Annotated in this window: 24 protein-coding genes; 15 read left to right on the forward strand and 9 right to left on the reverse strand. The window is 69.1% G+C overall.

The window, feature by feature from the left end:
* Nucleotides 1–28: 28 nt before the first annotated feature.
* The 3 genes from DFJ64_RS15670 to DFJ64_RS15680 are packed head-to-tail and all read right to left on the reverse strand — an operon-like array spanning nucleotide 29 to nucleotide 3,288.
* The gene (locus tag DFJ64_RS15670) at nucleotides 29–1,684 is read right to left on the reverse strand and encodes an ABC transporter permease (RefSeq protein ID WP_115851120.1); all 1,656 of its coding nucleotides are present in this window, start codon (nucleotides 1,682–1,684) and stop codon (nucleotides 29–31) included.
* Nucleotides 1,681–2,592, reverse strand: a complete 912-nt coding sequence (locus tag DFJ64_RS15675) for an ABC transporter ATP-binding protein (RefSeq protein WP_115851121.1) — start codon at nucleotides 2,590–2,592, stop codon at nucleotides 1,681–1,683. The genes DFJ64_RS15670 and DFJ64_RS15675 overlap by 4 nt, the downstream gene beginning before the upstream one ends.
* Before the next feature lie 42 nt (nucleotides 2,593–2,634).
* Nucleotides 2,635–3,288 carry a TetR/AcrR family transcriptional regulator gene (locus tag DFJ64_RS15680; RefSeq protein WP_115852150.1) on the reverse strand — a complete coding sequence of 218 codons (654 nt, stop codon included), beginning with the start codon at nucleotides 3,286–3,288 and terminating at the stop codon, nucleotides 2,635–2,637.
* Between the two features lie 163 nt (nucleotides 3,289–3,451).
* Between DFJ64_RS15680 and DFJ64_RS19520 the strand changes: the two genes are divergently transcribed.
* From DFJ64_RS19520 to DFJ64_RS15700, 5 genes are all read left to right on the forward strand, one after another.
* Nucleotides 3,452–4,429 (forward strand): hypothetical protein, encoded by a 978-nt coding sequence (locus DFJ64_RS19520; RefSeq protein ID WP_170152632.1) that lies wholly within the window; start codon nucleotides 3,452–3,454, stop codon nucleotides 4,427–4,429.
* 1 nt (nucleotide 4,430) lies between these two features.
* Entirely contained in the window at nucleotides 4,431–4,973 is a 543-nt protein-coding gene (locus DFJ64_RS19525) for an RNA polymerase sigma factor (protein ID WP_170152633.1), read from the forward strand.
* Complete coding sequence (locus DFJ64_RS15690; protein ID WP_147304731.1) at nucleotides 4,973–5,272, forward strand: hypothetical protein; 300 nt, start codon at nucleotides 4,973–4,975, stop codon at nucleotides 5,270–5,272. The genes DFJ64_RS19525 and DFJ64_RS15690 overlap by 1 nt, the downstream gene beginning before the upstream one ends.
* A gap of 194 nt (nucleotides 5,273–5,466) precedes the next feature.
* The gene (locus tag DFJ64_RS15695; protein WP_115851123.1) at nucleotides 5,467–7,431 is read left to right on the forward strand and encodes an ABC transporter substrate-binding protein; all 1,965 of its coding nucleotides are present in this window, start codon (nucleotides 5,467–5,469) and stop codon (nucleotides 7,429–7,431) included.
* Between the two features lie 18 nt (nucleotides 7,432–7,449).
* The gene (locus tag DFJ64_RS15700) at nucleotides 7,450–8,871 is read left to right on the forward strand and encodes a formimidoylglutamate deiminase (protein WP_115851124.1); all 1,422 of its coding nucleotides are present in this window, start codon (nucleotides 7,450–7,452) and stop codon (nucleotides 8,869–8,871) included.
* 80 nt (nucleotides 8,872–8,951) lie between these two features.
* On the opposite strand, the gene DFJ64_RS15705 is transcribed toward DFJ64_RS15700, so the two are convergent.
* A complete protein-coding gene (locus DFJ64_RS15705) occupies nucleotides 8,952–9,611 on the reverse strand; it encodes a TetR/AcrR family transcriptional regulator (protein ID WP_115851125.1) in 660 nt (219 codons plus the stop codon).
* Nucleotides 9,612–9,810: 199 nt separating this feature from the next.
* Here DFJ64_RS15705 and DFJ64_RS15710 point away from each other — a divergent pair, with 199 nt between their 5' ends.
* Nucleotides 9,811–11,433 (forward strand): FAD-dependent oxidoreductase, encoded by a 1,623-nt coding sequence (locus DFJ64_RS15710; protein ID WP_245941166.1) that lies wholly within the window; start codon nucleotides 9,811–9,813, stop codon nucleotides 11,431–11,433.
* 78 nt (nucleotides 11,434–11,511) lie between these two features.
* On the opposite strand, the gene DFJ64_RS15715 is transcribed toward DFJ64_RS15710, so the two are convergent.
* The 3 genes from DFJ64_RS15715 to DFJ64_RS15725 form a co-directional block, all read right to left on the reverse strand.
* Nucleotides 11,512–12,048 carry a GNAT family N-acetyltransferase gene (locus DFJ64_RS15715; RefSeq protein ID WP_115851126.1) on the reverse strand — a complete coding sequence of 179 codons (537 nt, stop codon included), beginning with the start codon at nucleotides 12,046–12,048 and terminating at the stop codon, nucleotides 11,512–11,514.
* 72 nt (nucleotides 12,049–12,120) lie between these two features.
* Nucleotides 12,121–12,945 carry an SAM-dependent methyltransferase gene (locus DFJ64_RS15720; RefSeq protein ID WP_115851127.1) on the reverse strand — a complete coding sequence of 275 codons (825 nt, stop codon included), beginning with the start codon at nucleotides 12,943–12,945 and terminating at the stop codon, nucleotides 12,121–12,123.
* A 271-nt stretch (nucleotides 12,946–13,216) separates the two neighbouring features.
* On the reverse strand, nucleotides 13,217–13,942 hold the full coding sequence (locus DFJ64_RS15725) for an SDR family NAD(P)-dependent oxidoreductase (RefSeq protein WP_115851128.1): 726 nt from the start codon (nucleotides 13,940–13,942) through the stop codon (nucleotides 13,217–13,219).
* Nucleotides 13,943–14,044: 102 nt separating this feature from the next.
* Between DFJ64_RS15725 and DFJ64_RS15730 the strand changes: the two genes are divergently transcribed.
* On the forward strand, nucleotides 14,045–14,923 hold the full coding sequence (locus DFJ64_RS15730; protein WP_211310632.1) for a helix-turn-helix transcriptional regulator: 879 nt from the start codon (nucleotides 14,045–14,047) through the stop codon (nucleotides 14,921–14,923).
* Between the two features lie 54 nt (nucleotides 14,924–14,977).
* On the opposite strand, the gene DFJ64_RS15735 is transcribed toward DFJ64_RS15730, so the two are convergent.
* Complete coding sequence (locus tag DFJ64_RS15735) at nucleotides 14,978–15,985, reverse strand: helix-turn-helix transcriptional regulator (protein ID WP_115851130.1); 1,008 nt, start codon at nucleotides 15,983–15,985, stop codon at nucleotides 14,978–14,980.
* A gap of 62 nt (nucleotides 15,986–16,047) precedes the next feature.
* Here DFJ64_RS15735 and DFJ64_RS15740 point away from each other — a divergent pair, with 62 nt between their 5' ends.
* Nucleotides 16,048–17,199: an epoxide hydrolase family protein gene (locus DFJ64_RS15740; protein ID WP_115851131.1), complete on the forward strand. Its 1,152-nt coding sequence runs from the start codon at nucleotides 16,048–16,050 to the stop codon at nucleotides 17,197–17,199.
* Nucleotides 17,200–17,470: 271 nt separating this feature from the next.
* Nucleotides 17,471–17,710 (forward strand): NAD(P)-dependent oxidoreductase, encoded by a 240-nt coding sequence (locus DFJ64_RS19735; RefSeq protein WP_211310633.1) that lies wholly within the window; start codon nucleotides 17,471–17,473, stop codon nucleotides 17,708–17,710.
* Nucleotides 17,711–18,086: 376 nt separating this feature from the next.
* On the opposite strand, the gene DFJ64_RS15750 is transcribed toward DFJ64_RS19735, so the two are convergent.
* Complete coding sequence (locus DFJ64_RS15750) at nucleotides 18,087–18,863, reverse strand: SDR family NAD(P)-dependent oxidoreductase (protein WP_115851132.1); 777 nt, start codon at nucleotides 18,861–18,863, stop codon at nucleotides 18,087–18,089.
* A gap of 357 nt (nucleotides 18,864–19,220) precedes the next feature.
* Between DFJ64_RS15750 and DFJ64_RS15755 the strand changes: the two genes are divergently transcribed.
* Genes DFJ64_RS15755 through DFJ64_RS15780 form a run of 6 tightly spaced genes read left to right on the forward strand, consistent with a single transcriptional unit; the run spans nucleotide 19,221 to nucleotide 25,094 of the window.
* Nucleotides 19,221–20,024, forward strand: coding sequence for a GntR family transcriptional regulator (locus tag DFJ64_RS15755; protein ID WP_115851133.1), 804 nt, complete (start codon nucleotides 19,221–19,223; stop codon nucleotides 20,022–20,024).
* Nucleotides 20,021–20,746: an isochorismatase family protein gene (locus DFJ64_RS15760; protein WP_115851134.1), complete on the forward strand. Its 726-nt coding sequence runs from the start codon at nucleotides 20,021–20,023 to the stop codon at nucleotides 20,744–20,746. Before DFJ64_RS15755 ends, DFJ64_RS15760 begins: the two co-directional genes overlap by 4 nt.
* Nucleotides 20,747–20,800: 54 nt before the next feature.
* Nucleotides 20,801–21,547, forward strand: coding sequence for an isochorismatase family protein (locus DFJ64_RS15765; protein WP_115851135.1), 747 nt, complete (start codon nucleotides 20,801–20,803; stop codon nucleotides 21,545–21,547).
* A gap of 56 nt (nucleotides 21,548–21,603) precedes the next feature.
* Entirely contained in the window at nucleotides 21,604–23,256 is a 1,653-nt protein-coding gene (locus DFJ64_RS15770; RefSeq protein ID WP_115851136.1) for an ABC transporter substrate-binding protein, read from the forward strand.
* Nucleotides 23,253–24,200, forward strand: coding sequence for an ABC transporter permease (locus DFJ64_RS15775; RefSeq protein ID WP_115851137.1), 948 nt, complete (start codon nucleotides 23,253–23,255; stop codon nucleotides 24,198–24,200). Before DFJ64_RS15770 ends, DFJ64_RS15775 begins: the two co-directional genes overlap by 4 nt.
* An 18-nt stretch (nucleotides 24,201–24,218) precedes the next feature.
* On the forward strand, nucleotides 24,219–25,094 hold the full coding sequence (locus DFJ64_RS15780) for an ABC transporter permease (protein ID WP_147304733.1): 876 nt from the start codon (nucleotides 24,219–24,221) through the stop codon (nucleotides 25,092–25,094).
* Nucleotides 25,095–25,128: the final 34 nt, after the last annotated feature.

Consider the following 25,128-nt stretch of genomic DNA (forward strand, 5'->3'; position numbering starts at 1 on the left):
CTCCATCACGCCGGCGCTGAGGCCTCACTCAGCCAGGGACGATGTCGCGTCGCCGGTAGGTCACGAAGCCGACCACGGTGAGGAGGAGCGCGAGACCGGCCATGGCGAGGAGCGGAGCGGCCTCGACGTCAGCGCTCGGGACCAACGGCGTGTGCGTGAACGGCGACAGGTCCATCGCCCACGAGGGCAGGTCCAGCAACGTGCCGAGGAAGAGCGTGAAGGCCACCCAGATGACCGGCAGCCAGGTCACGGTGGCCCAGCGCGGCGCGCTGCCGTAGAGGGCGACGGCGACCGCGGCGACCAGGTAGGTCGCCGGCAGGTACGCCAGCGCGCCGGTGGCGAGGCGCCCGACCCACGCAACGTCCCCTGTCACCGCCCACATGCCCAGACCCAGGCCGAGCCCGGTGAGCACCGCCATGAGGAGCGTCTGGACGGCCACGCAGCCGAGCCAGCCGCCCAGGAAACCCAGGCGCGAGCTGCCGGTGACGAGCACCGCCTCGACCCGGCCCGCCTCCTCCTCCGTGCGTAGTCGCAGGACGGCCGAGACGGCGAACGCGAGGAGGGCGACCGCGACGAACGACAGCATCGAGGCGGCGAAGCTCGACGTGAGGTCGTCGAGGTCCACAGCGATCCATTCGCCGAGCTCGGGGATCTCCACGACGGCGTCCTCAAGCGAGGTGGCCATGGAGCCGCAGGCGAGCGCGAACGCGAAGGTGCCGAGTGCCCAGCCGAGGAACGCCCCACGGAGCAGTCGACGCGCCAATCCCACCGGCGAGAGCAGGGTTCGTGTCGCCTCCGCCGGGCCAGGCCTGCCCTTGCGGAGTCCGGCGCCGAGGTCACGACGTTGGGACAGCGCCACCGCGACAGCGAGCAGCACGACGACCGTCATCGCCGACAGCGCGAGCGGCCACCACCGCAGGTCGACGTACATCCGCGTCTGCTGGGCCCAGGCGAGCGGGGAGAACCACGACAACCACGACCCCTGGTTGTCGATGACGTCACCGACCGCGCGCACGAGGAACGCGGTGCCCAACGTCGCGAGGGCCATGCCCGTGGCGGCCCGGCTGTGCTCGGTGAGCTGGGCCGTCACCACCGCGACGGCGCCGAACACCAGGCCGGTCAAGGCGGTGCCGACACCCATCGCGAGCGAGCTGGCCGCCTCCATCCCGGTGCCGACCAGCGCGACGACGAGGGCGGCGCCGACGAGCAGGTTGGCGAGCGTGACGGTGAGCGCGGCGGCCGTCGCGGGTGCGAAGCGGCCGACGGGAAGCGCCCGCAGGATCTCCAGCCGCCCGGCTTCCTCGTCAGCGCGCGTGTGCCGGACGACGAGCAGGATGCTCATGATCGCCGCCGCCAGAAGGAGGTAGAGCGACAGCTCGTTGGCGACCATCGCGCCGAAGGTGTAGTTGTCCAGACCGAACGCTGGGCCGGTCATCATGACCGCCGACGGGTTGGCCATGAGCGCCGCCCGAGCCTGGAGTGACTCCGGAGTGGAGTAGATCTCCTCCATCGAGGCGACCGAGCCGGCGACGAGGAGGCCGACCGCAGCCGTCCACACCGGAATGCGAACGCGGTCCAGACGCAGGTAGAGGCGAAGCAAGGCGAGGGTGCCCGCCCACGGCTCGGCGGTGCCGGGGCGGCTACGGGCTCCGCGTTCGGCCGGGGCCATCGTGCTGGCGGTCATCTCGTGGTCACCTCCTCGCGCACCTGGTCGCCGTAGTGACGGAGGAAGAGCTCTTCCAGCGAGGGCGGCGCGACGGTGAGGTTCTCCACCCCAGCGTCGGCGAGCAGCCGCAAGACGGACGCGATCTCTGTGTTGTCGACGTCGAAGCGCACGTGACCGTTCTCGACGGTGAGGTCGTGAACGCCGGGTGCGCCGCTCACGACGGCCGGGTTCCGCAGCGAGGCGGTGACGGTGGACCGGGTGAGGTGTCGGAGCTGGCTGAGCGTGCCGCTCTCCACGTCCTTGCCGGCTCGGATGATCGTGACGGTGTCGCAGAGCTTCTCCACCTCGGCGAGGATGTGGCTGGAGAGCAGCACCGTGCGGCCCTGGTTGCGCAGGGCGCGGACCTCCTCGGTGAAGACGGCCTCCATGAGCGGGTCCAGACCGGAGGTCGGCTCGTCGAGGAGGAACAGCTCGGCGTCGGAGGCCAGCGCCGCGACGAGAGCGACCTTCTGGCGGTTGCCCTTGGAGTAGGTGCGGACTCGCTTGGTGGGATCGAGCTCGAAGCGTTCCAACAGCTCGGCGCGGCGGCGGGAGCGCGGCTTTCCGCCGCGAGTCCGGATCAGCAGGTCGATCACCTCGCCGCCGGTGAGGTTCGGCCACAGGCTCGTGTCACCGGCCACGTAGGCGATGCGCCGGTGGATGGTGACGGCGTCCGACCACGGATCGAGGCCGAGGACGCGGGCCGTGCCGGAGTCGGCGCGCAGCATGCCGAGGAGGATGCGGATCGTCGTGGACTTGCCGGCCCCGTTGGGGCCGAGGAAGCCCGCGACCTGGCCGGTCTCGACACGCAGCGAGAGGCCATCCAAGGCACGAGTGCTGCCGTAGGACTTGGTGAGGTCGTGCGTCTCAATCGCGAGACTTGTCATGGGGCGCTCCGTCCGTCGTCGGAATCGTGTCGCGGCCCGGCATCACGTGGCCGATCGCTGGCGGGCCGCGAGGTAGGCGTCGAGGAACGACCTGTCGGTGAACAGCGGCTCGGTGAACAGCTCGAGCAGGGGAAGCAGGATCCGCTCGGTGTAGGAGCGGAACCAGGCGGGCAGCTCGTCGAGGTCGAGGTGCTCCTGGCGGGCGGGTAGCTGGAGGAGCAGCGCTCCCACGGCCATCTCCACCAGCACCCGGGCGCGGCCCTCGGGGTCACGACTCGGCCGGATCACGCCGGAGCGAACGCCGTCCTCGATGTAGACGATGGCGTCGGCGACCATCTGCTCGACGAAGTCGCTGGCGAGCTTGCCGCCGGCTTGCAGGCAGCGCAGCACGTAGCCGACCAAGGGCGCGTACTCCTCCGCCTCGGCCATCTGGCTCAGCAGGGCGCCTGGCGGGTGCTGGGCGCCGATGACCGACGACTTGGTGCGTCGGATCTGCTCCAGGACGTACTCGTCGCAGGCCTGCCGCAGCCCGGCGCGGGAGCCGAAGTGGTGGACGATCAGGCCCGGGCTCACTCCCGCGTCGGCGGCGATGGCGCGCAGCGGCGCGTCCATGCCGTCGGCCGCATAGCGGCGAACGGCGGCGTCCCGAATCCGCGCCTTGGCGGTGAGGTCCTCCGCCACACTCGTTGAACGCATGTTCATCATGCTAAACATGCGTTCAGTGCCTGTCGGGCTCAGGTCGCGCCCGGGTGATGTGAAGGACGTCACACAGCCCAACAGTCCGGCCGTTCGTCCGTCTTCTCGGGTGTACGACACGTGCCCGGCGGGGAGGCCGGGCGTGACAGCGAAGGGATGAGCCATGACGAGCGTCCAGGGCCGACGGATCGAGAACCTGCCCCTCCTCGACCTCTCGCACATCACCTCAGCAGAGGACCTGGCCGGTATCGAGGAGATCCGGAACGTGGCCGCGGTCGTGGTACCGGACAGCCTCAGCCCCGCGCTTACCGGCGTCAGGATGCGGAACGTCGGCGCGGTCGTCCCCGTCCCGACCGGCGCGCGGGTGCGTGTCCACACCGGCACGGTGCTGCTGGGCGGTGACGCGCTCGCCGACCCCGCCAACGAGGACGTCGTTCTCTTCGTCACCGGAAGCCTGGTGATCACCAGCCCGGTCACCAAGGTGACCTTCCGGGAGATCGTCGTCACCGGGACGGTCCTCGCCCCCAAGGGCAGCGAGTCGGCGCTCGGGGCCGGCCTGACCCGGGTGACGGGCGAGGTCAACTACTACCGCCATGCCGAGGGACAGGAGTTCCGTCAGCTGACCGGCCAGGTGCGGATCTCCGGGGAGAGCTTGGCCAACACGGGAGGATCGCCCGACGACGTGCTGCTCCTCGCCGGCCAGGTCATCGTCACCAGCCCGGTGGAAAGCGTGGGATACCAGCGCATCTTCTACACCGGGCAGCTCGTTCTGCCGCGCGCCAGTGAAGCGGTCCTGGCGAGCGTGCTGTCCGGCAGCGGCCAGGTCGCCTGGTACACCGGACAGCCGAGGTTCTTCCTGGGCAAGGACGTGCTCAGCCGTGGCTTCTTCGAGCTGGTGGAGGAGCCGATCGCGATCGCGGTGGTGGGCTCGTTGCGCATCGACGACGACGTGCCGGCCGAGCTGCTCCGTGCCAAGGTCAGCGAGGTCACCCTGGTCGGTGAGCTCACCGCCCCGCGAGAGCTCCTGCCCGTCCTGCAGCTGCTCACGACCGAGCGTTACGGCGCCCTGCGCGCGACCGGAGAGGACGAGGAAGAACAGGACGCGGAAGGCGAGGGCACCGCAGGCGACGACGCGGACTGACGTGGCCACCCCGGAACAGCTGTTCACCGAGATCTTCGAGGCGAACCACCGGGCCGTCCACGCCTACCTGCTGGGTCGGGTCGGAGATCGGGAGCTGGCGCGCGACCTCGTGCAGGAGACGTTCCTGCGGGTGTGGCGGCGGCTCGACGAGGTGGCGGCACTGCCATCGGAACGGCGACAAGCCTGGATCTTCACGGTGGCCCGCAACCTCGCGACCGACACCCACCGGTCGCGCGCCACCCGAGACGCCACGATCCGAGCGTTGGACGTCACGGCTCAGGCGGAGTCCGCGGCCGCGGAGAACCCCGAGACCCGGGTCCAGCGCGATGAGCTGCTCGAGGAGCTGGGTGAGGCGGTGCGTGCTCTTCCGGAAGACTTGAGGGTGGTGCTCGCCATGCGGGTCGTCGGTGAGCTGACCAGCGCTGAGATCGGCGCGGCGTTGGGGCAACCCGCCGGAACGGTCCGCTACAAGCTGGCGAAGGCGCGCCGCGCGCTCGCGGAGCGTCTCCAACTCGTCGAGCCCGAGGTGGGGGAGAGTGGATGATGACGGGACGTTCTGACCTCGACAGGTTGCTGGACGTGTGGGCGCGGCGGGTGCGGCTCACGCCCGCCGAGGTGGCGGACATCCGTCAACGAATCCTTGCCACCCCCTCGCCCGCGCTCCATGACCGCACGGCGAGCGCACGGAGCGGAGGCGAGGAGGAGAGGCCGTCGCCCACACTGCCGGCGCCGCTGGACCCGACCTGGTGGCAGTCGTTCGCGAGCCAGGTGGCGACGGTGATCGTCTCGGCGACCCGGTCGGGCCCCTTCGCCACCGGCGCGTTGACCGCGTCCTATCGCTGACCTCGCTCGGTCCGTCGTCACCGCCACGTCGTCGCTGAGGGGACCGAGCGCCGAGAGGTCGTCGCCATGAGGACAGCTCGGGCTGTTGACGTGACCGCCGCAGCTCTTCACACTCAGCGCAAAGGCCGCACCACCAGCCCGTACCCCGACGTCATTCCCGGCTTGACGTCACCGGACACCGATGGAGCGACGACGTGGCCACCAAACGAGCAGGCGTCGGCTTCACCAGACGCGCGATGCTCCGGGCCGGTGCGCTGGCCGGAGCCGTGACCGCAGCCACGGCGTGCGATCTGCTGAGCACCGAGCCATCGAAGAAGTCGAACGGCGACGACGGGCGTCGACGAGCCAACGGCAAGGAAGCGCCCATGCTGGCCTCGCTCGTCGCGGCCGGCAAGCTGCCGCCTGTCGAGGAGCGCCTGCCAGTGGAGCCGCCCGTCGTCGAGCCGGTCGAGCGCATCGGCCAGTACGGCGGAGCATGGGACACCCCCATGCTGGGCGCCAGCGACAACTACTGGATCCAGCGGACGATCTGCTACGAGGGCTTGGTGCGCTGGCCCCGCGAATGGAAAGGGCTCGCCGGCACGAGCGAGATCATCCCGGGGGTGGCGAAGGAGTTCACCGCCAACGAGGACGGCACCGAGTTCACCTTCACCTTGCGCGAGGGCATGAAGTGGTCCGACGGTGAGCCTTTCACCGCCGACGACATCGTCTTCGCCCAGAACGACGTCCTCAACAACACCGAGCTGTACCCGCTGCAGGACAACAACCCGACCGCGGAGAAGGTCGACGACTACACGGTCAGGTTCGTCTTCGAGCGGCCCTACAGCATCTTCGTGCAGGACCAGGCGACCTCGCGTGGCCTGGCGCTGGTCAGCCACCCGGCGCACTACCTCAGGCGGTTCCACAAGGACTACAACGACGACATCGACAGCCTGGTCCGCGAGGAGGGCGCCGAGGACTGGGTGGAGCTGTTCGGGTCGAAGGCGACGCTGTGGGAGAACCCCGAGCTGCCGACCATCTGCGCGTGGCGGGTCGTCGAGCGGAACGCCCAGCGCGTGATCGCGGAGCGCAACCCGTACTACTGGAAGGTCGACCCCGAGGGACGCCAGCTTCCCTACCTCGACCGGGTCGTCTTCCACATGGTCAACGACCCCGAGGTCATGCTGCTCCGGGCGAGCTCCGGCGCGTACGACATGCACATCCGGCACATCAACACCCTGCGCAACAAGCCGGTCCTGGCGCGAGGGCGCGAGAAGGGCGGCTACGACTTCTTCGAGGCTCCGCGCGACGACATGAACGAAGCCATCCTGATGTTCAACCTCACCCACAAGGACCCGGTCAAGCGGCAGATCTTCAACGCCAGGGACTTCCGCATCGGGCTGTCGTACGCGATCAACCGGCAGGAGATCATCGACGTCGCCTTCCAGCGGCAGGGTGAGCCCTGGCAGGTGGCGCCTCGTCCGGAGGACCAGCTGTACGACGAGGAGATGGCCAAGCAGTACACCGAGTACGACGTCGACCGCGCCAACCAGCACCTGGACCGAGTGTTCCCCGAACGAGATGGTGAGGGCAGGAGGCTCGGACCGGACGGGAGGCCGATCAGCTTCACGATCGACTATCCCACGGGGCAGGTGCCGGAGTTCCCGGCGCTCCTGGAGCTGGTCCGCACCTACTGGAAGGCGGTCGGTGTCGAGGTCCGGATCCAGCCGGAGGACTATGGGCTGTGGAGCGAGCGGATCAAGTCCAACGACCACGACGCGCTCATCTGGATCGGGGACACCGGCTTCACCGCGTCCATCACCCTGGAGCCCCGCTACTTCTGCGTCGCCGGCTACAACCTTTACGCGGTGCTGTGGCGCGACTGGTACGCGAGCGGTGGCCGACAGGGGGAGCGTCCGCCTGAGCCCATGCTGCGGCAGCTCCAGCTGTACGACCGGCTGCTGGCCACCACGGACGACGCCGAGCAGGCCGACTACCTTCGCCAGATCCTGCAGATCGCGAAGGAGGAGTTCTACACCATCGGCACCGTCCTCCCCGCGCCCGGCTACGGCATCGTCCGGAACGACTTCCACAACGTGCCGACCATGATCGACGGCTGGCAGTGGCCGACGCCGGGACCCAGCGACCCGGAGCAGTACTTCACGACGGCCGACGAGTGAGCGTCGCGACGGTCGCGCATGCTCGGTGCTCGCGGGCCGCGCCTGCGCGGCGGGCTCTGGCTCGCGTTCGCGGCGTCGCCGGCCGGGCAGGATGCGACCGTGGCCTCCTGGTGGTGTGAGTACGCCTGGCTGCCGTCCGGTGAGGTGGTTCCGGGCGTGCTCGTGGACGTCGCCGGCGACACGATCAGCGCGGTCACCCCGGGAGTACCGCGGCCACCGGGGACAGCCCGGCGGCTGCGTGGACTCACCATCCCAGGGCTGGCGAACGTCCACTCACACGCCTTCCATCGCGCGTTGCGGGGACACGCCCAGCGCGGTCGTGGCTCGTTCTGGACCTGGCGGGAGCGTATGTACGCGCTGGCCAGCCGTCTCGCCCCGGACTCCTACCAGCGGCTGGCTCGTGCGGTGTTCACCGAGATGGTGCTCGCCGGCGTGACGTGTGTGGGGGAGTTCCACTACGTCCACCACACCCGCGACGGGACGCCGTACGCGGACCCGAACGCGATGGGCAACGCCCTCATCGCGGCCGCGCACGAGGTGGGGATCCGGATCACCCTGCTCGACACGTGCTACCTCGCTGGCGGTCTCGGCCGGCCCGTGGCAGGGGTCCAGCTTCGGTTCAGCGACGAAACGGCGGCACGGTGGGCGGAACGGGTCGACCGGCTGTCCTCCGACGCCACGACTCGCATCGGTGCCGCGCTGCACTCTGTTCGGGCCGTACCGCTCACCGAGATTCCGGACGTGGTGGCGTGGGCTCGGGCTCGTGGCGCGCCGCTGCACGTGCACGTGGCGGAGCAACCGGCGGAGGTGGCCGCCTGCGTCGAGCTGCTGGGTCGGACGCCCGTACGAGTTCTGGCCGACGCGGGAGCGTTGGGCGAGGAGACGACGGCGATCCACGCCGTCCACCTCGACGACGACGACGTGAGGGTGCTCGGTGAGACGAGGACCGGCGTGTGCGTGTGCCCCACCACCGAGCGCGATCTCGCCGACGGCATCGCGCCGGCGCGCCGGTTGGCGGACACAGGGGTGAGGCTCACCCTCGGCTCGGACAGCCATGCGGTCGTGGACCTGTTCGAGGAGGCTCGCGCCGTCGAGCTCCACACCCGCCTCCAGACGCTCGTGCGCGGGAGCTTCGACGCGGCCGAGCTGCTGACGGCGGCGACGGTGAACGGACACCGCGCCCTGGGGTGGCCGCAGGCCGGGCGGATCGCGCCGGGTGCCCTCGCCGACCTCGTGACGATTCGCCTCGATTCGGTCCGGACCGCGGGGTGTGGGCCCACGCCGGAGACCGTGGTCTTCGCGGCCACGGCCGCCGACGTGACCGATGTCGTCGTCGGCGGCCGCGTCGTCGTCCAGGAGGGCCGCCACCAGTGGCTCGCTGAGGCGGGACAGACGCTCGAGGTCGCGATCGCGGAGATCACGGAGGACCTCCCGAGGTGACGAGACCGGGCCCGCGCCGCGGCCACGATCCCACGTCAGGTGGTCGCCCGCCGGTCACCTTCAGGTTGACGCCAGCGGTGTCAGTCCTTCGCGAGGTGACGGACCATGCGACCGAGCTGCTCGGCGTACCGCTCGAGGAACTCCGGGGAGTCTGGCTCGAGGCCGGTGATGCTCCGGGTGAGATGTGGGAGGGCGGCGGGCGCGCTGGCGGCCGCCATGAACGCCAGGAGAAAGCATCCGGGGTCGATGTCGTCGGCCAGCTCGCCGTCGCGCTGGCGCCTCTCCAGATCGGCCACCGCCTCCCGCATGCGGGAGCCGCGCTCCTCACCTCCTGGGTCTCCGCCGGCGGGCATCAGGCCGTCCCAGAACAGGAGCCGGACGAGACTGCGCTGGTGTGCGGAGCGGGGTAGGTAGCTGGTGACGAGCTCCGCGAGGGTCATCCTCTGCTGCTCGGTCGACGCCTCGGTCTCCTGCCGTCGCCAACTCGACGCGATGGCCCGGTAGAGCCCCTCCTTCCCGCCGAAGTAGTAGGAGATCAGCTGCTTGTTGACTCCCGCTCGCTCGGCGATCTCGTTCACCCGCGCCCCCGCGTAGCCCCTCGCCGCGAACTCCGTGAGTGCGGCGTCCAGGATGCGCTCGCGGGTCCGTTCCGGGTCGCGGCGGCGCTCGTCCGGTCCGGGCGCTCGCCGCGATCGAGCGGAGCTGGCAGGCGTCGCCTCAGCGGCTTGCCGACGTTCCATGTCCTCGATCCTAGCGCAATTCATCCATCTGGATGACTCTTTCATCCGTACGGTTGACTACCTCATCCGGATGGTTGATACTGCTGGTGTCGATGTCGGCTGTGGCGCTCGAAGGGTGCCCGGTGGTCCTCGAGCGTGCGGGACCGAACCGGTGCTCCTCGTCACCGCAGACCTACGGAGGGAAGAGAGGGAGCAGACAGTGAACGTCCAGACGCAGCCCACCCGCACGTCCGTGCTCGTCGTCGGTGGCTCGCTGACCGGGCTGTCGAGCGCCGTGTTCCTCGCCTGGCACGGCGTACCGACCCTGCTCGTCGAACGCCACCCCGACCTGCTCATGCACCCGCGGCTGCGTGGGATCACCCCGCGGACGGTCGAGATCTTCCGGCAGGTGGGCATCGAGCAGGCGATCAAGGACTCGAGCTTCGCGGGGGCGGAGTTCGCCTGGCGGCCTGTGCGGGCCGAGACGATGGCCGACGAGCACTACGACGCCGTCGAGGACGAGGAAGACGACGACGTGCCGGAGGACGCCGGCGCGGTCAGCCCCTGCGGGTTCGGCCCCATCGACCAGGACAAGCTGGAGCTCATCCTGCGGAGTCGTGCGGTCGAGCTCGGGGCGGACGTGCGGTTCTCGACCGAGCTCGTGTCGTTCGATCAGGACGACGAGGGCGTCACCGCGCACATCCGTGACCGCCGTACCGGCGAGACCACGACAGTGCGGGCGGACTACCTCATCGCCTGCGATGGCTGGGCGAGCCCGATCCGGCAGCACCTCGGCATCTCGCTCGACGGGCCTGGTCCGCTGTTCCACACGATCACCGCGATCGTCGACGCCGACCTCCGACCCGCGACTCGCGGCCGCAAGGTCACCGTCGCCTATCTGCAGCGGCCCCAGCCCTTCACGATCATGCTCGCGCACAACGAGGAGGGCACCCGCTGGGTGTTCGGCACCGGCTACTCGCCCGAGCACGAGAAGCTCGAGGAGTACACCGACGAGCGAGTCACAGAGCTGGTCCGCGCGGCGGCTGGACTACCCGACCTCCAGGTCACCGTCCGCCCGCAGATTCCGGGGACACAGCACAAGATCTTCGGCTTCAGCATCGGCGCGCAGGTGGCGAGGCAGTACCGGTCGGGACGGGTGTTCCTCGTCGGTGACGCCGCCCACCTGGTCCCGCCGACCGGTGGCTTCGGTGGGAACGCCGGGATCCAGGACGCGCACAACCTCGCCTGGAAGCTGGCAGCCGTGGTGCGAGGCGAGGCCGGGCCTTCCCTCCTCGACACCTACCACGACGAGCGCCGACCGGTCGGGCTCCTGACGATGACGCAAGCGCTCGCGCGCTTCGGCGATCGGATGGGGCCCGGTGCCGAGACCCCGCTGCTGGACCACGCGGCGGTCTCCATGGGCTACCGCTACCAGTCGGCGGCGATCCTGGATCCGGTGGAGGGCGACCCGGTGACGCCCGCGAAGCTGCGCGGCGAACCCGGGACTCGAGCGCCCCACGTTCCGATCGACGGTGGGGTGGCTGGCGCCCAGTCGACGATCGACCTGTACGGCAAGAACGCCGTGCTGCTCGCCGGCCCTGGCGGGTCCGACTGGGTCAACGGCGCGACGTCCGCCGCCAAGGAACTCGGCATTCCGCTCGACGCGTACCGGTTCGGAGGCGAGATCGCGGGGGAGGACGGCCCCGAGCGCTACGGCATCGGGACGGACGGGGCCGTCCTGATCCGGCCGGACGGGTTCGTCGCCTGGCGGAGCACCGGCTCGGTCGCCGATCCCGCACGCGAGGTCGAGCGGGTTCTGCGGACCGTGTGGTGCCGGTCCTGACGGCGTACACCGCCGCAATTCGGTGGGCCGCTTGGCACGTTCGATCGCGCACCGTGCCAAGCGGCCTACGCCATTTGCTCACGGCCTCGCGTCCGCGCCCCGCCCAGTGGGCGAGCTGTCGATACTCAACGCCTTCTCGAAGAGCGCGCCACTCATGCGGCCTTCCACGATCTCGGTCCGGACATGCCGAAACCCCTGCGTCCGGTAGTACTCGTGGAGGCGTGTGTTGGTGCGCCAGCAGTCCAGTCGGATGTAGCGCTGCCCGCGGCTGGCCTCGCGTTCGGCGAGGGCGCGCAGCAGGCTGGCGCCGTAGCCGTGGCCGTGCTCCCGCGCCATGAAGCGAGTGATGTACGTGACGCCGGGCTCGGCCATCTCCTCGCGCGTCCAGAAGTCGGGATCGTGCTCATCGATGGCGAGAACCGCCTTGACGTCGCCGTCGATGACCCAGCCGACGAAGGCGCCCTTGTCGAAGAGCCGGTCAATGTCCGGATGGACGAGGTGCGACCGTGGGCCGCGGTACTGGTCCAGCCCTTTCGCCGCGAGCCATTGCTCGGCGTGGGTTCGCAGCTGATGGATGAGGACCCGGTTGTGCTCGTCTCGAAGTTCGACCAGCATGCTCGGCTAGCCTTCGGCGCGTCGGTTCTGAGCGCCCCACTCGCACTTCAGCGGACGGTCCGTCGGCGAGAACTAGGGCTTCCGGGCGACCGCGCAGTAGATCCAGCGAGAGCCGTCGCTGTCGGCGTCGGCGGGCTCTTCAGCGCCCCACAGCCCGGAGAACGTCACCACGGGTGGAGCGCCGTCGTACGGTGGCACGATCTCGAGGCCGTCGAAGAAGCGCTCCACGTCGGGCTTCGACCGGAAGTGCGCCTGCTCGTTGGCGTTGTCGTACACCCGGCGGAAACGCTCGATGACCTCGGGGTGGATGCGGTCGTAGGTGGCATGGGAGAGGGCCAGGTAGCTCCCGGACACCAGCGGAGCCATGTAGCGGTCGACGAGTCCCCACGGGTCGTCGTCGTCGGAGACGAAATGCAGGACCGCGGCGAGCACGATGGCGACTGGTTCGTCGAAGTCGATGAGCTCGCGGACCTCCGGATGGCTGAGGATACCGTCCGGGGCCCGCAGGTCACCTTGGATGAAGACCGTGTGCGGGGTGTCCTTGAGCAGGTCGCGGCCGTGCGCGACGATCATGGGATCGATGTCGACGTAGACGACGCGAGCGTCTGGTGCCACCGCCTGGGCCGCCTCGTGCGTGTTGTTCCGCGTCGGAAGGCCCGCGCCGACGTCGATGAACTGTCGGATTCCGTGCTCCGCGAGCCACTTGGTGGCCCTCTGGAGGAAGCCTCGGTTCGCCCACACGATGTCCTCTGTCTCGGGGACGAACTGGCGAATGGCCTCGACCGCCTTCACATCGGCTTCGAAGTAGTTGGTGCCACCGAGCACCAGGTCATACATGCGTCCGACGTTGGGCTTGGTGGGATCGACACCAGGGGGAACCGGCGTGTCGGTGGCCATTTGCCTGCTACCTCCGTGCGGCACGCTGCAAAGGGGGCGACGGGTCGTCGTGGGCGACAGCCGGACCTTATCCGATCACGCTGCGTCAAGATCATCCGGAGTCGACGACTGACAGAGTGACCCAGTGCCCAGGCAGCAGCTCGGGCGGGACCCTGGGAGGGTCCCGCCGTCGCCGCCGGACCGTCCACGGGCAGCCCCTCCGGGACGAGGACGGGGAGTGCTCACAGCCGACGCGTGGACGTCCTTCTCACCAGGGCACGGCGCTGGAGTCTCACCAGGGGACGGTGCCGAAGCGGTCGACGAAGCGACCTGTGCCGCCGTCCGGGCCCTCGGTCGCCAGCGCGACGATCGCGTCGGTGCCCTCGGTGACGGTCTGGGTGCCGCTGAAGCCGTTGAGGTCGGTCGCCGTGTATCCGGGGTCGACGGCGTTGACCCGGATGTCCGGCAGCGCCTTGGCCAGCTGTGTCGTCATCATCGTCAGCGCTGCCTTCGACGATCCGTACAGCGGGCTGGCGAACTGCGATTCGACGCGCTCGGGGTCGTGCGTCAGCCCCTGCGAGCCCATACCGCTGCTGACGTTGATCACTGCGGGGTGTTCCGAGCGTCGGAGCAGCGGAAGGAACGCCATCGTCACGCGCAGCGCGCCGAACACGTTCGTGTCGTAGACCCGCAGCGCCTCGGCGGCGGTGAGCAGCTCCATTGTGTTCAGCCCATTGCCGTCATTCGTGTCCGCTCGGTTCGTCATGACACCGGCGTTGTTGATGAGCACGTTGAGGCGGCCTTCGTGCGCCTCGACGTCGGCCACCGCGGCCTTGATGGACTCCTCGTCGGTGACGTCCATCCGCACGAAGCGCGCGCCGAGCCGTTCGGCCGCCGACCTGCCGCGCTCAAGATCGCGGGCGGTCACGATCACGGTGCGGCCCAGCTCGATGAGGCGGCGGGCGCTCTCGTAGCCGAGGCCCTTGTTGGCCCCCGTGATGAGGATGATGTCGCTCATACGTTCAGCCTTCGCGGCCTCCGTTCGGGCCGCCAGGGACGCCTTGACGGTAGGACTGCCGGTACCAGTCACATCGTGTCGGCGCGCCGGAGAATGGGCGGTATGAGCGAGGAGACCGGGCTCGGTCCCACCCTCCGTGCCTGGCGTGACCGGCTGAGCCCGGCGGCGGTCGGTCTGCCCGCCGGGCGCAAACGTCGCGCTCGAGGATTGCGCCGCGAGGAGCTGTCGGAGCTCGCGGGGATCTCGGTGGACTACGTCATCCGCCTGGAGCAGGGACGAGCGACCAGGCCGTCTCCCCAGGTCGTCGCCTCGCTCGCCCGAGCGCTCCAGCTGAATCGGGAGGAGCGGGACCACCTCTACCGCCTCGCCGGGCTGCGTCCCCCGTCCGACCGGCACATCGTCGACCACATTCCTCCTGGGATGCAGAGAGTCTTGACCCGCCTGGGCGAGACGCCGGCGGCCGTCTTCGCCGCCGACTGGCGGCTGATCTGGTGGAATCGCGCATGGTCCGCGGTGCTCGGCGACCCCAGCGGGATCGACCCGGAGGATCGGAACCTGGTCAAAGCCCACTTTCCCGTCCCCGGCGACTGCGGTCGTGTCGGGCTCTGGCCCGTCGTTCTCCGGGACCGCGAGAGCACCGGGCGCGCCATCGTCGCCGACCTGCGCCGGGCCTCGGCGAAGTACCCGGATGACCCGCGACTGTCCGCCCTCATCGAGCGGACGTTGGCCGGCAACGCACGCTTCGCGCAGCTCTGGCGGGAAGGCGCGGTCGCGGGACACCCCGAGGACCGCAAGACGGTCATCCGACCGGGCGTCGGCGAGATCACTCTCGACTGCGACGTTCTCACGGACACCGACACCGATCTCAAGGTGGTGATCTTCACCGCCGAGCCCGGCAGTGAGGACGAGAGCCGGCTCAAGCTCGCGCTCGTCGCTGGAGCGGTGCCGTCGATGACCATCACCCAGACCGAGGAGACGTAAGGCGCCGGTCTGCCAGGAGAGGCGTTTCGTTCGTCGGTGTCGGAGTCGTCGGTGTTACGGACGACCCAGCCGTGGTGGATCGGCCTCTTCCGATGCGTCGTCGGGGCCGTCGACGGCGCGGAGACAGCGCAGCCCGTGTGCCCGCAAGGCAACGCGCACCTCGGGCGGCCCGCTGATCAGCGTGAAGTCCGCGTCGACCGAGGTGATCATCCAAACCAGCGCCCATGGGCTGTCGGCGCCGACGTGCAGCAGGCAGCTGCGATCGTCGACGGCCTCGACGGCTCCCATGCCCGGCCACACCCGGTCGGCCACGGCGGTGGCGGATTCGTGCAGCGCCACCGTAGCCTGGTAGGGCCAAGCCGCCTGGGACAGCTGGCGCGCCACGTACGTCGCGACGTCGTCGTACGGCAACGGACGCGGTTCAAAGCGCGGCCCCGTCGGGGTACGGGGCCGCAGTCGGTCGACGCGGAACGTACGCCACTCGGAGCGGTCGAGGTCGAACGCGACGAGGTACCACCGCCGGCCGAAGCTGACCAGCGTCTGCGGCTCGACGGTGCGGACAGTCTCAGCGCCGTGCGCGTCGGTGTAGTCGAAGCGCAGCCGTTCGCGTCGGCGACAGGCTTCGGCGACGGCCATCAGCGTCTCCGCGGCGACTCGCGGTCCGGGCTCGTCGCCGGCTCGGACGGTCGCGGTGTGCAGGGTGGTGACGCGGTAGCGCAGCCGCGACGGCAGCACCTGCTCGAGCTTGGTGAGCGCCCGCAGCGACGGCTCCTCCAGTCCGGCGACCGATCCGCCCGCGGCTGTCCGCAGACCGACGACCACCGCGACCGCCTCCTCGTCGTCGAGCAACAGCGGCGGCAGCGACGCTCCGGCGCCGAGCCGATAGCCGGCCGTACCCCGCGTCGCGTGCACGGGGTAGCCGAGCTCCCGGAGCCGCTCGACGTCGCGGCGGATGGTGCGGGTGGTGACACCCAGCCGCTCGGCGAGCTCCGTGCCGGTCCACTCACGTGGTGTCTGCAGCAGTGAGAGCAGCTTGAGCAACCGGGCCGACGTCTCCGACATGTGCAGGAGCCTTCTGGTCGCCTAGGACTGTTCTTGTCCTAAGTCGACCATAGCCTCACGCCATGACGATCACCCACGAGGACATCCGTCCCTTCCACATCGACATTCCTGACACCCAGCTGGACGACCTCAAGGCCCGCTTGGCCGACACCCGCTGGCCGGACGAGCTGCCGGACGTCGGTTGGGACTACGGCGTTCCGGTCAGCTACCTCAAACAGCTCGCCGAGTACTGGCGGACGACGTACGACTGGCGTGCGCAGGAGAAGCGGCTCAACGGCTACGACCAGTTCGTCACCGAGATCGATGGTGTCAACGTCCACTTCCTGCACGTTCGCTCGCCGGAGCCGGACGCGCTGCCGTTGCTGCTGATCCACGGTTGGCCCGGCACCTTCGTCGAGTTCCTCGACGTGATCGGCCCGCTCAGCGATCCCCGCTCGTACGGCGGCGACCCGCGGGACGCGTTCCACCTCGTGATCCCATCGCCGCCGGGATTCGCGTTCTCTGGACCGACGCGCCGAGTCGGCGACGCGAACAGTGACCGGTACGCCGAGGTGTTCGCCGCGTTGATGGCGAAGCTCGGCTACGACCGGTACGGCACGCAGGGTGGCGACCTGGGCTCGATCGTCGGGCCACAGCTCGGCCGCATCGACACCGAGCACGTCGTCGGCGTCCATGTCAACGGACTCCTGACGATGGGCGCCGCGTGGGGAGCCGATCCCAGCACGTTCGACGAGGCCGACCAGAAGCGGTTCGCTGAGCTGCAGAACTTCGACGCGATCGGTGGCTACGCCGCGATCCAGTCGACTCGCCCGCAGTCACTCGCCGTCGGCATGCACGACTCGCCGGCCGGGCTGCTGTGCTGGCTGGCCGACATCTTCCACAACTTCAGCAACCCGGCCAAGGAGCTGCCCGAGGACGCGGTCGACAAGGACGCGTTCCTCACCAACGTCTCGATCTACTGGTTCACCGAGACGTTCGCGTCCTCGACCCGAATCTACAAGGAGTCGCAGCAGTGGGGCGCTGAGCTGCGAAGCTCTGGCGTGCCGACCGGGTGCGCGCTGTTCCCCGGCGATACGACGATCCGAGCGATCGCGGAACGGGAGAACAACGTCGTCCACTGGAAGGAGTACGACCGTGGCGGCCACTTCGCCGCCATGGAGGCACCCGACCTTCTGGTCGCGGACGTTCGGGCGTTCTTCCGCACGCTGCGCTGACGCGATGGGCGCCCGGCATTTCCGCAGGCCGGGCGCCCATCCCCCTGAGCGGAAAGTCCATGAGGTGTGCCACCAGCTCAGCTCATGGCATCCAAGCCCGCAGCTTGTCGGGAACCAGACGTGATCGATCGTCCCGTGCCGATGGCTGAGGCCGGCTTGGACGGCTCCGCCGCCTGTGGCCACGAGCCCGAGTTGGCCGTTGCCCTCCTCACCGGGCCTCTCGTGCGGGTCACTGGTCCGTCCCGAGCGCGGCGCTGTCGTCCGTGAGCTCGTGCCGACGCCGCGACGCCAGAACGTCGTCCAGGTGCGCTTTGCGCCACGCGCGGGCGGCGTCGATGACCTCCATCAAGCTCACGCGCCCCGTACCGGCCGGTACGAGCTCGGCGACGACCATGCCGACACGACGAAGTGGCAGCGGCCGCTGTCGTACGCCGACCTCGCGGTCGCGGCCCTCGACCAGATCGAGCGACCCACGCGCCATCGTGAGCAGGTCGCCGTCTACGGCGCGTGAAGCCGTGGCCACTTCGGTAGGCACGCGCCAACGAGGCGGAACGGAGGGGTGTCCCGAGGCGCGCCCTGACACTCGACGAGGGTGCGCGGATCGACGCCTTCGACGTGGCGGACGACCTGCTTGGCGTGTATCGGATCGTGCGGGCAGACCTGAGCGCGGTGCTGGTTGCGATGGCTTCGGGGTGAGCTTCGCCTTGTCGCCGGTGCCCTGTGGGAATGGCAGTGGGAATGGCATCGGCGAGCCGTCGCCGGAGCTCGGGCAGCCGCTGATCCACGTCTTCGGCCGCGCTGTCGACGAGCCGCAGAACCTTCGAGGTTCTCGCTCGACGGATCGCCCTGTTGCCCGCCAGCTGAGAGGGGTGCAGTCGTCCGCGTGCTCATCGCCGGTAGCGGCTGGCCAGCTCAGGGCTCTGCCCGCCGAACGCGGCGAGATCGGCGGCGAACACCGCATCGAGGAGGGAGGTGTCCTCCACGCCGGGCGCGGTGACCGTCTCGCCGAGCTCGAGCCCGCGGAGGCTGGCGGTGACCACGTCGTCGGGTGACATGCGTGGGACGGCGCTGAGGTCCATGCCCTGGCGGGTGTGGAACTCGGTCGCGACGACGCCGGGCAGGAGGGCCTGGACGCGGATGCCGGTGCCTTCCAGCTCGGCTCGAAGAAGCTGGGAGAAGGCGAGCAGGTAGGCGAGCGCGCCGCCGTAGACGGCCCGTCGGGGCATGACGGACGACGGCGCAGGGCCGCTGAACGCGATCATGCCGCTGACGTTGATGATCGTGCCGGAACGTCGTTGCAGCATTCCGCCCAGCACCGCCCGCGCGAGCTGGGTAGCCGCGAGGATCTTGACGTTGATCACCTCGCTGGCTTTGTGCGGGGGAAGATCGGCCAAGGGCATGTAGTGCGCGACGCCGGCATTGTTGATGAGCATGTCGACGGGCTCCTCCGAGGCCACGGCCGCGACCGTCGCGATGCCCTCGGGTGTTGACAGGTCGGCGGCGAGTGGGCGGACGGCGACGTGTGAGTGGGCGGCGACCAGGTCGTCCAGCCGGGCCGTATCCCGTCCAACCGCGATGAGGTCGTATCCGTCGGAGGCCAGGCGGTCAGCGAAGGCACGCCCGATCCCGGACGTGGCACCGGTGACGAGTGCGAGTGAGCTCATGCGGTGATCTTCCTCTCCAGACCTAGGCATCCTGGCGAGCCCAGCGGGCGGCCCCAGACCGGACACGTCCCGACAGCGGAGGACGGTCGTACCTAGTGTTCCCTCGGGGCTGCCGGACCATCCGCGTGGCTGAAGCGACGCCTGGCGGCAACCTTGCCTTGACCCACGTGCACGTCTCACCGTTCCGGGAGGTACGCGGAAGCCGTGCCTCCGAGTCCGTCACGCCCCGCGTAGCGAGGGGTGAGGAAGGGCATCGTCGCTGGTCAGCGCGCCTCTCGACGAGGAAGTGAAGCCGCGCAACCACGGTTTCACAAACGCGCATAGCGGTGGCAAACGTCTGCCCACAGCCTTACCTGCATGCATGCGCTGCCGGACACCCTCACGAGCGGGTCACTGCGGACAGACCGCCTGTCGCAGGGGGTCTATGGGCTTTGTGAGCTGCTCCGGGAACGGATCCGTGCCGGCCACTACGGCGAGGAGGGCCGGCTGCCGAGCGAGTTCGTGTTGATCAGGGAGCTCGGTGTCAGCCGGACCCGGCTTCGAGCCGCGCTCGAGATCTTGCGAAACGAGGGAACGCTCACGCGCAAACGAGGCCATGGCACCTTCGCCTCCGGCAGGCGACTGGTGCACAGGCCACGTCGCGTCCGCGGTTTCGCGGCGACGGTCGCGGCACGTCACCTGACCGTCACGCGTGAGGTTCTGTCCGCCTCCACGTGGGCGATGGATCCCTTGACGGCCGACGACTTCGGGGTCGCGCCCGGGACGCCGATGCACGTGGTCGAGCGGCTGACCCGCCTGGACGGTGAGCCGTTCTCGCTGGGCGCCTACGTCGTCCGAGGAGACCTCGCTCCAGACCTGCTCACCCAGGAGTTCCGTGGGCTCGACATGCGTGACTGGCTCGCCGCCTCCTCCGTGGTCCCGCTCACCTCCGTCGACGTCACGGTCGAGGCGGTCGCGGCCGACGCCCGTGCCGCGGCGTATCTGCGGTGCGCCGAGGGGAGCCCGCTGCTTCGGATGAACCGCCACTTCCTGGTCAGCGACGACGAGCTGCTGGCGTTCGGCTCCGCGACCATGCGGGGTGATCGCTTCGTCTACCAGGCCGCCCGCCAGCCGCTCGATCTCGCGGCCGAACGATCTCAGGGAAAGGTGTCCTCACCATGACGAGAATCTGGGACGCGTACCTGACCGAGCAGGACAAGGCGCATCTCGCCGCCAGCGGCGAGCGTCCACCGTTCGGCTTCGGCGAGTCGCCCGTCGTGCTCTCCATCGACAACTACCGGGCGGTCGTCGGCGACGAACCACAACCCCTCTTGGAGTCCATCAAGACCTGGCCGAGCAGCACCGGGCTCGCCGGCTGGAAAGCCCTCGCGCAGATCGAGAAGCTGTTCGCCCGTGCCCGCGAGGTCGGCATCCCCATCGTGCACATCACGGGCTTGTCGCCGGCCGAGTCAGGGGTGGCGTCCTGGGGCCGAGGCCGTGGCGTTCCCGGGCCGAAGGACGCGGCAGCGCTCGACCGTGAGGCGCGTCGCTTCGACATCGTGGAGCAGGCGGCGCCGCTGCCCGGTGAGGCGGTGCTCCGCAAGACGGCCCCGAGCGCCTTCTTCGGCACGCCCCTGATGGCGCACCTCAACGCCATCGGCGCCGACACGCTCATCGTGTGCGGCGAGTCGACGTCGGGTTGTGTCCGCGCGAGCGTGGTCGACGCGCGCTCCTACCGCTTCCGTGTGGTCGTGGTCGAGGAATGCGTGTACGACCGGCACGAGGCCTGCCACGCGATCAACCTCTTCGACATGAACCAGAAGTACGCCGACGTGCTGCCGCTCGCGGACGTCCTCGCCTGGATGGACAAGTACGCCGCCGCCAAGCGGAGCACCGCCGCCTGAGTCCGGCCCACGGGTCGCCTGCCCCACGCTGACGCCACACGAAGGAGTCCTCTCATGAATGCTTCCCTGTCCTGGAACGACTTCCTGACCGAGCAGGACAAGGCTCACCTCGAGAAGGTGTGGAAGAAGACCGAGCCGTTCGGGTTCGGCGCCAAGCCCGCGATCCTCGTCATCGACGCCTACTACGGTGCTCTCGGTCTGGCGCGTGAGCCGCTCCTGACGTCGGTCGAAACCTGGCCCATGAGCTGTGGACTCGAGGGATGGGCGGCGATCGACCGCACGGTCGAGCTGCTCGCCGTGGCGCGGAGCGCGGGTGTGCCCGTGATCTACGTCAAGGGGATGGACGGTGGGTTCCCAGCTCCCTGGGCACGGCGCTCGGGAGGAGACCGGCTCGCGCACCTGCCTCCCGAGATGCGGGCGAAGGCGAACGAGATCGTTGCCGAGATCGCGCCCGAGCCGGGAGACCTCGTCATCCAGAAGACCGCGCCGAGCGCCTTCTGGGGAACACCGTTGGCGTTCTACCTGCAGTACCACGGCATCGATACGTTGATCTGCTGCGGCGAGACGACCTCCGGCTGTGTCCGCGCGACCGTCGTCGACGGCGCGACGCTCCGCTACCGGATGGGCGTGGTCGCCGAATGCTGCTTCGACCGCACACAGGCGTCGCACTACATCAACCTCTTCGACATGAACCAGAAGTACGCCGACGTCATCTCGATCCCTGACGTGGCGGCCTATCTCGACTCCCTTTCCTCCGCGACCAGCTCCTCCGCCGAGCAGCTCGTCGGCGCTTCGACCTGACATCGATCGAGACCCGACGTCGACCTGGACCTGGCATCGAACTGGAGAGGACGTCGATGACCACATCTTCTCGTCGTGCGGGCAGGCTTGTGCTCGCATGTGTGGCCATGCTCGGCATGCTGCTCCCCGCCTGCGCGGCGAGCGGGTCATCACCCGGTGCGGCGGCGGAGGGCAGCGACAGGCCGTCCGCCGCCCCCGCGATCGAGTGGATCACCACGGCGGATCCACCGGCCGAGCGAGCCGAGAACGTCGTGAAGGACGGGGTCCTCAGGGTCCGGTTCTACGACGAGCCGAGTGGATTCGATCCCGCGACCATCTTCCGCGTCGAGAGCGAGAACATCGCCTTCAACATCTATAGCGGCCTGGTGACCTACGACGGCGTGACGGGCGAGATCATCCCCGATGTCGCCGAGCGCTGGGAGACGGAGGACAACAAGAGGTGGACGTTCTACCTGCGTGACGATGTGACCTTCCATCGCGGCTACGGCAAGCTCACCTCCACCGACGTCCGCTACAGCTACGAGCGGATCATGGACCCGGCGACCGGTTCGCCGTACGCCAGTGAGTTCGCCGACATCACCTCGATCGAGACACCGGACGACTACACCGTCGTCATCGAGCTCGCCGAGCCGGACGGCAACTTCCTGCACAAGGTGGCCAACTACCACCAGGGTCAGATCGTCTCCCGCAAGGCGATCGAGGAGTTCGGCGACGACTACGCCTTCAACCCGATCGGCACCGGGCCGTTCATGTTCGCCAACTACAAGCCGGGACACTCGTTTACCTTGATCCGCTTCGACGACTACTTCCGCGGCCCCGCCCCGTTGCAGCGGATCGAGTACTCGATCATCAAGGACGACGAGACCGCGGCCATCGCCTTGCAGAACGGCGAGGTCGACGTCGTCATGCGTCAGCGCGGAGACGAGCGGATCGCGGAGCTCGCCAACGAGGGTTACCGCATGTACTTCCGCGAGGCGTACGGGATCAGCGTGAAGATGTTCAACCCGGACGTGAAGCCGTTGGCCGACCCACGGGTGCGTCGGGCCTGGGCCCACGCCGTCGACTGGAAGACGATCCGTGAGACCGTCTCGCCGTTGTCCTCGTCGCCGGCGTCCAACATCCTCCCGCCCTGGATGGACGTCCACACCGACGACGTGCCGCGCTACGAGTACAACCCCGAGAAGGCGCGCAAGCTCCTGGCCGAGGCCGGATACCCGAACGGGTTCACGGTCACGCAGCTCGGGCGCACCTCCGACGGCGTGACCCAGGAGGACCAGCTCGAGCAGTCCTACCTTGCCGAGGTGGGCATCAAGGTCGAGTTCGAGCTGGTCGACACGGCAGTCAACAACGAGCGTCGGAACGCCGGGGACTTCGAGGTCGCGGGGCGGCTGCTTCCGGCCATCAACCCCGACACGATCCTCTTCAGCTACCTGGCGCCGGAGAACATCGCGCCCAAAGGCATGAACGGCTCGCGGTACGACAACCCCGAGCTCTACCAGAAGCTACGGCGGGCCCGCGCGACCACGGACCCGGACGAGCGCAAGCGGCTCTACGCCGAGGTGCAGCGGATCGCGATGACCGACCTTCCGTACCTTCCGACCTCGGCGGCCCACCAGATCTGGCCGGCGGCGCCCAACGTCCGTGGCATCGCGATCAACCCGCTGGCGCAGGTCAACCTCCATGACGTCTACCTCGTGGAGGAGTCGTGACGGCGTACGCGGTTCGTAGGCTGGCTGAGGTCGTGCCCACGGTCGCGGGCATCACCCTCCTCACCTTCCTGATCATCCGACTGATCCCAGGTGACCCGGCGGAGTTCATCGCGGGCGACAACCTGAGCGCCGAGAATCTCGCGGCCGTGCGCGAACGACTCGGGCTTGACCAGCCCATCACGATGCAGCTGGTCGACTACGTGCTCGGCGTCTGCCGACTGGACTTCGGAACGTCGTTGCTCACCAACCTGCCGGTGAGCACGCTCGTCGCCAGCGCGCTGCCGGTCACCATCGTCCTCGCCGTGAGCGGGATGGTGCTCGGAACCGTCATCGCGATTCCCCTCGGCGCGCTGGCCGCCTACCAGGGATGGCGCGGTCGCAAGCTGCTCGACCAGGCGATGACCTGGTGCGTGATGGTCGTCGACCAGATGCCGTCGTTCTGGCTGGGCTTGATCTTCATGCTGGTGTTCGTGCTGCACCTGGGGTGGTTCCCCGCGACCGGCCCGATCGTGTGGGACGACCCAGCTGCTCTGGCGGTGCGGCTTCTCCCGGCGGTCCTCATCTTGGGCATCGACCAAGTCGCCAGCCTGTCGCGGATCACCCGCACCTCCGTGCGGGAGGTGCTCGACGAGGACTACATCCGGACCGCACGGTCGCTCGGCGAGTCGGGCCTCTCGACCCTCTTCCGGCAAGCGGTCCGCAACGGGCTCCTGCCCGTCGTGACCGCCATGGGGCTGTCGTTCGGTCGCCTCCTCGGCGGCACTGTGATCCTCGAGTCGATCTTCGCGCTGCCAGGCCTCGGGACGCTCTTGGTGAACGCCATCAACGGTCGGGACTATCCCATCGTCCAAGGCGTGGTGTTCGTCTACGCGTTGCTCTTCGTCCTCCTCAACCTGGCTACCGACCTGACCTATCGCTGGATCGACCCGCGGGTGCGCTACTAGAGAGGGAGGTTGCGGGTCGTGACAACGCACGCTGACACGGCGACGAGGCCCGGTCTGCTGACCGGCTTCCTGAGCCGACGGAGGAGGCCAGCGTTCGCCCACGTGACGCTGGTGCTCGGTCTCGCGATCCTGCTTCCGGTGATCATCCTCGGGCTCTGCTCCCCGTTGCTCCCGTTGCCGAGCCCGACCGCGCCGAACCCTGCCGAGGCCCTGCAGCCGCCGTCGCTGTCGCATCCGTTAGGAACCGACCGGATCGGCCGGGACGTCCTGGCACGCACGTTGGCGGGCGCTCGGGTCTCCCTCCTGGTCGGACTCACCGCGGCGATCCTCGCCGTCGCGGGTGGCATGGTGATCGGAACACTCGCCGGATTCTTGGGCCGCAAGGTCGACGCCATCCTCATGGCGGTCACGAACGTCTTCTTGTCGTTCCCGTCCCTGCTGCTGGCCGTCGCCCTCGTGGCCATCTTCGGGGCGGGCGTGTGGCAGGTGATCCTCGCGATCACCGTCGCGGATCTGCCCCGCGCGGTGCGCATGCAGCGGTCGATGGTGTTGAGTCTCAAGAGCCGGCCGTTCATGGACGCGGCCAGGATGGCGGCGGCTCACACCTGGTGGCTGCTCGTGCGACACGTCGTCCCGAACACCGTGGCGCCGATGGTTGTCGTCGCCAGCATGTACGCGGCCACCGCCATCGTGGTGGAGTCCGCGCTGAGCTTCCTCGGCCTCGGCATCGTGCCGCCGACGCCGTCGTGGGGCAACCTCATCGCCGATGGGCGCCCCTACCTGCGGGAAGGCTGGTGGATCTCGACCTTCCCCGGTGTCGCCATCGTCTTGGTGTCGATCTCGCTGCACCTGCTCGCCGACGGTCTACGGGAACGCCTCAGCCTCGCCGACTGACCCGCTTGGTCACCTGAACGCTTCTTCGGAGGAA

Origin of the sequence: Thermasporomyces composti, assembly GCF_003386795.1 — a bacterium.
GTDB classification, from domain to species: domain Bacteria; phylum Actinomycetota; class Actinomycetes; order Propionibacteriales; family Actinopolymorphaceae; genus Thermasporomyces; species Thermasporomyces composti.

Excerpts from the sequence above, each read along its gene's own strand:
- DFJ64_RS15700 (WP_115851124.1), top strand. The coding sequence starts at position 7,450 with ATGCTCGGTGCTCGCGGGCCGCGCCTGCGCGGCGGGCTCTGGCTCGCG.
- DFJ64_RS15730 (WP_211310632.1), top strand. The coding sequence starts at position 14,045 with ATGAGCGAGGAGACCGGGCTCGGTCCCACCCTCCGTGCCTGGCGTGAC.
- DFJ64_RS15680 (WP_115852150.1), bottom strand. The coding sequence starts at position 3,288 with ATGCGTTCAACGAGTGTGGCGGAGGACCTCACCGCCAAGGCGCGGATT.
- DFJ64_RS15670 (WP_115851120.1), bottom strand. The coding sequence starts at position 1,684 with ATGACCGCCAGCACGATGGCCCCGGCCGAACGCGGAGCCCGTAGCCGC.
- DFJ64_RS15675 (WP_115851121.1), bottom strand. The coding sequence starts at position 2,592 with ATGACAAGTCTCGCGATTGAGACGCACGACCTCACCAAGTCCTACGGC.
- DFJ64_RS15715 (WP_115851126.1), bottom strand. The coding sequence starts at position 12,048 with ATGCTGGTCGAACTTCGAGACGAGCACAACCGGGTCCTCATCCATCAG.
- DFJ64_RS15705 (WP_115851125.1), bottom strand. The coding sequence starts at position 9,611 with ATGGAACGTCGGCAAGCCGCTGAGGCGACGCCTGCCAGCTCCGCTCGA.
- DFJ64_RS15690 (WP_147304731.1), top strand. The coding sequence starts at position 4,973 with ATGACGGGACGTTCTGACCTCGACAGGTTGCTGGACGTGTGGGCGCGG.
- DFJ64_RS15770 (WP_115851136.1), top strand. The coding sequence starts at position 21,604 with ATGACCACATCTTCTCGTCGTGCGGGCAGGCTTGTGCTCGCATGTGTG.
- DFJ64_RS15720 (WP_115851127.1), bottom strand. The coding sequence starts at position 12,945 with ATGGCCACCGACACGCCGGTTCCCCCTGGTGTCGATCCCACCAAGCCC.
- DFJ64_RS15755 (WP_115851133.1), top strand. The coding sequence starts at position 19,221 with ATGCATGCGCTGCCGGACACCCTCACGAGCGGGTCACTGCGGACAGAC.
- DFJ64_RS15740 (WP_115851131.1), top strand. The coding sequence starts at position 16,048 with ATGACGATCACCCACGAGGACATCCGTCCCTTCCACATCGACATTCCT.
- DFJ64_RS15760 (WP_115851134.1), top strand. The coding sequence starts at position 20,021 with ATGACGAGAATCTGGGACGCGTACCTGACCGAGCAGGACAAGGCGCAT.
- DFJ64_RS15765 (WP_115851135.1), top strand. The coding sequence starts at position 20,801 with ATGAATGCTTCCCTGTCCTGGAACGACTTCCTGACCGAGCAGGACAAG.
- DFJ64_RS19520 (WP_170152632.1), top strand. The coding sequence starts at position 3,452 with ATGACGAGCGTCCAGGGCCGACGGATCGAGAACCTGCCCCTCCTCGAC.
- DFJ64_RS15735 (WP_115851130.1), bottom strand. The coding sequence starts at position 15,985 with ATGTCGGAGACGTCGGCCCGGTTGCTCAAGCTGCTCTCACTGCTGCAG.
- DFJ64_RS15725 (WP_115851128.1), bottom strand. The coding sequence starts at position 13,942 with ATGAGCGACATCATCCTCATCACGGGGGCCAACAAGGGCCTCGGCTAC.
- DFJ64_RS15750 (WP_115851132.1), bottom strand. The coding sequence starts at position 18,863 with ATGAGCTCACTCGCACTCGTCACCGGTGCCACGTCCGGGATCGGGCGT.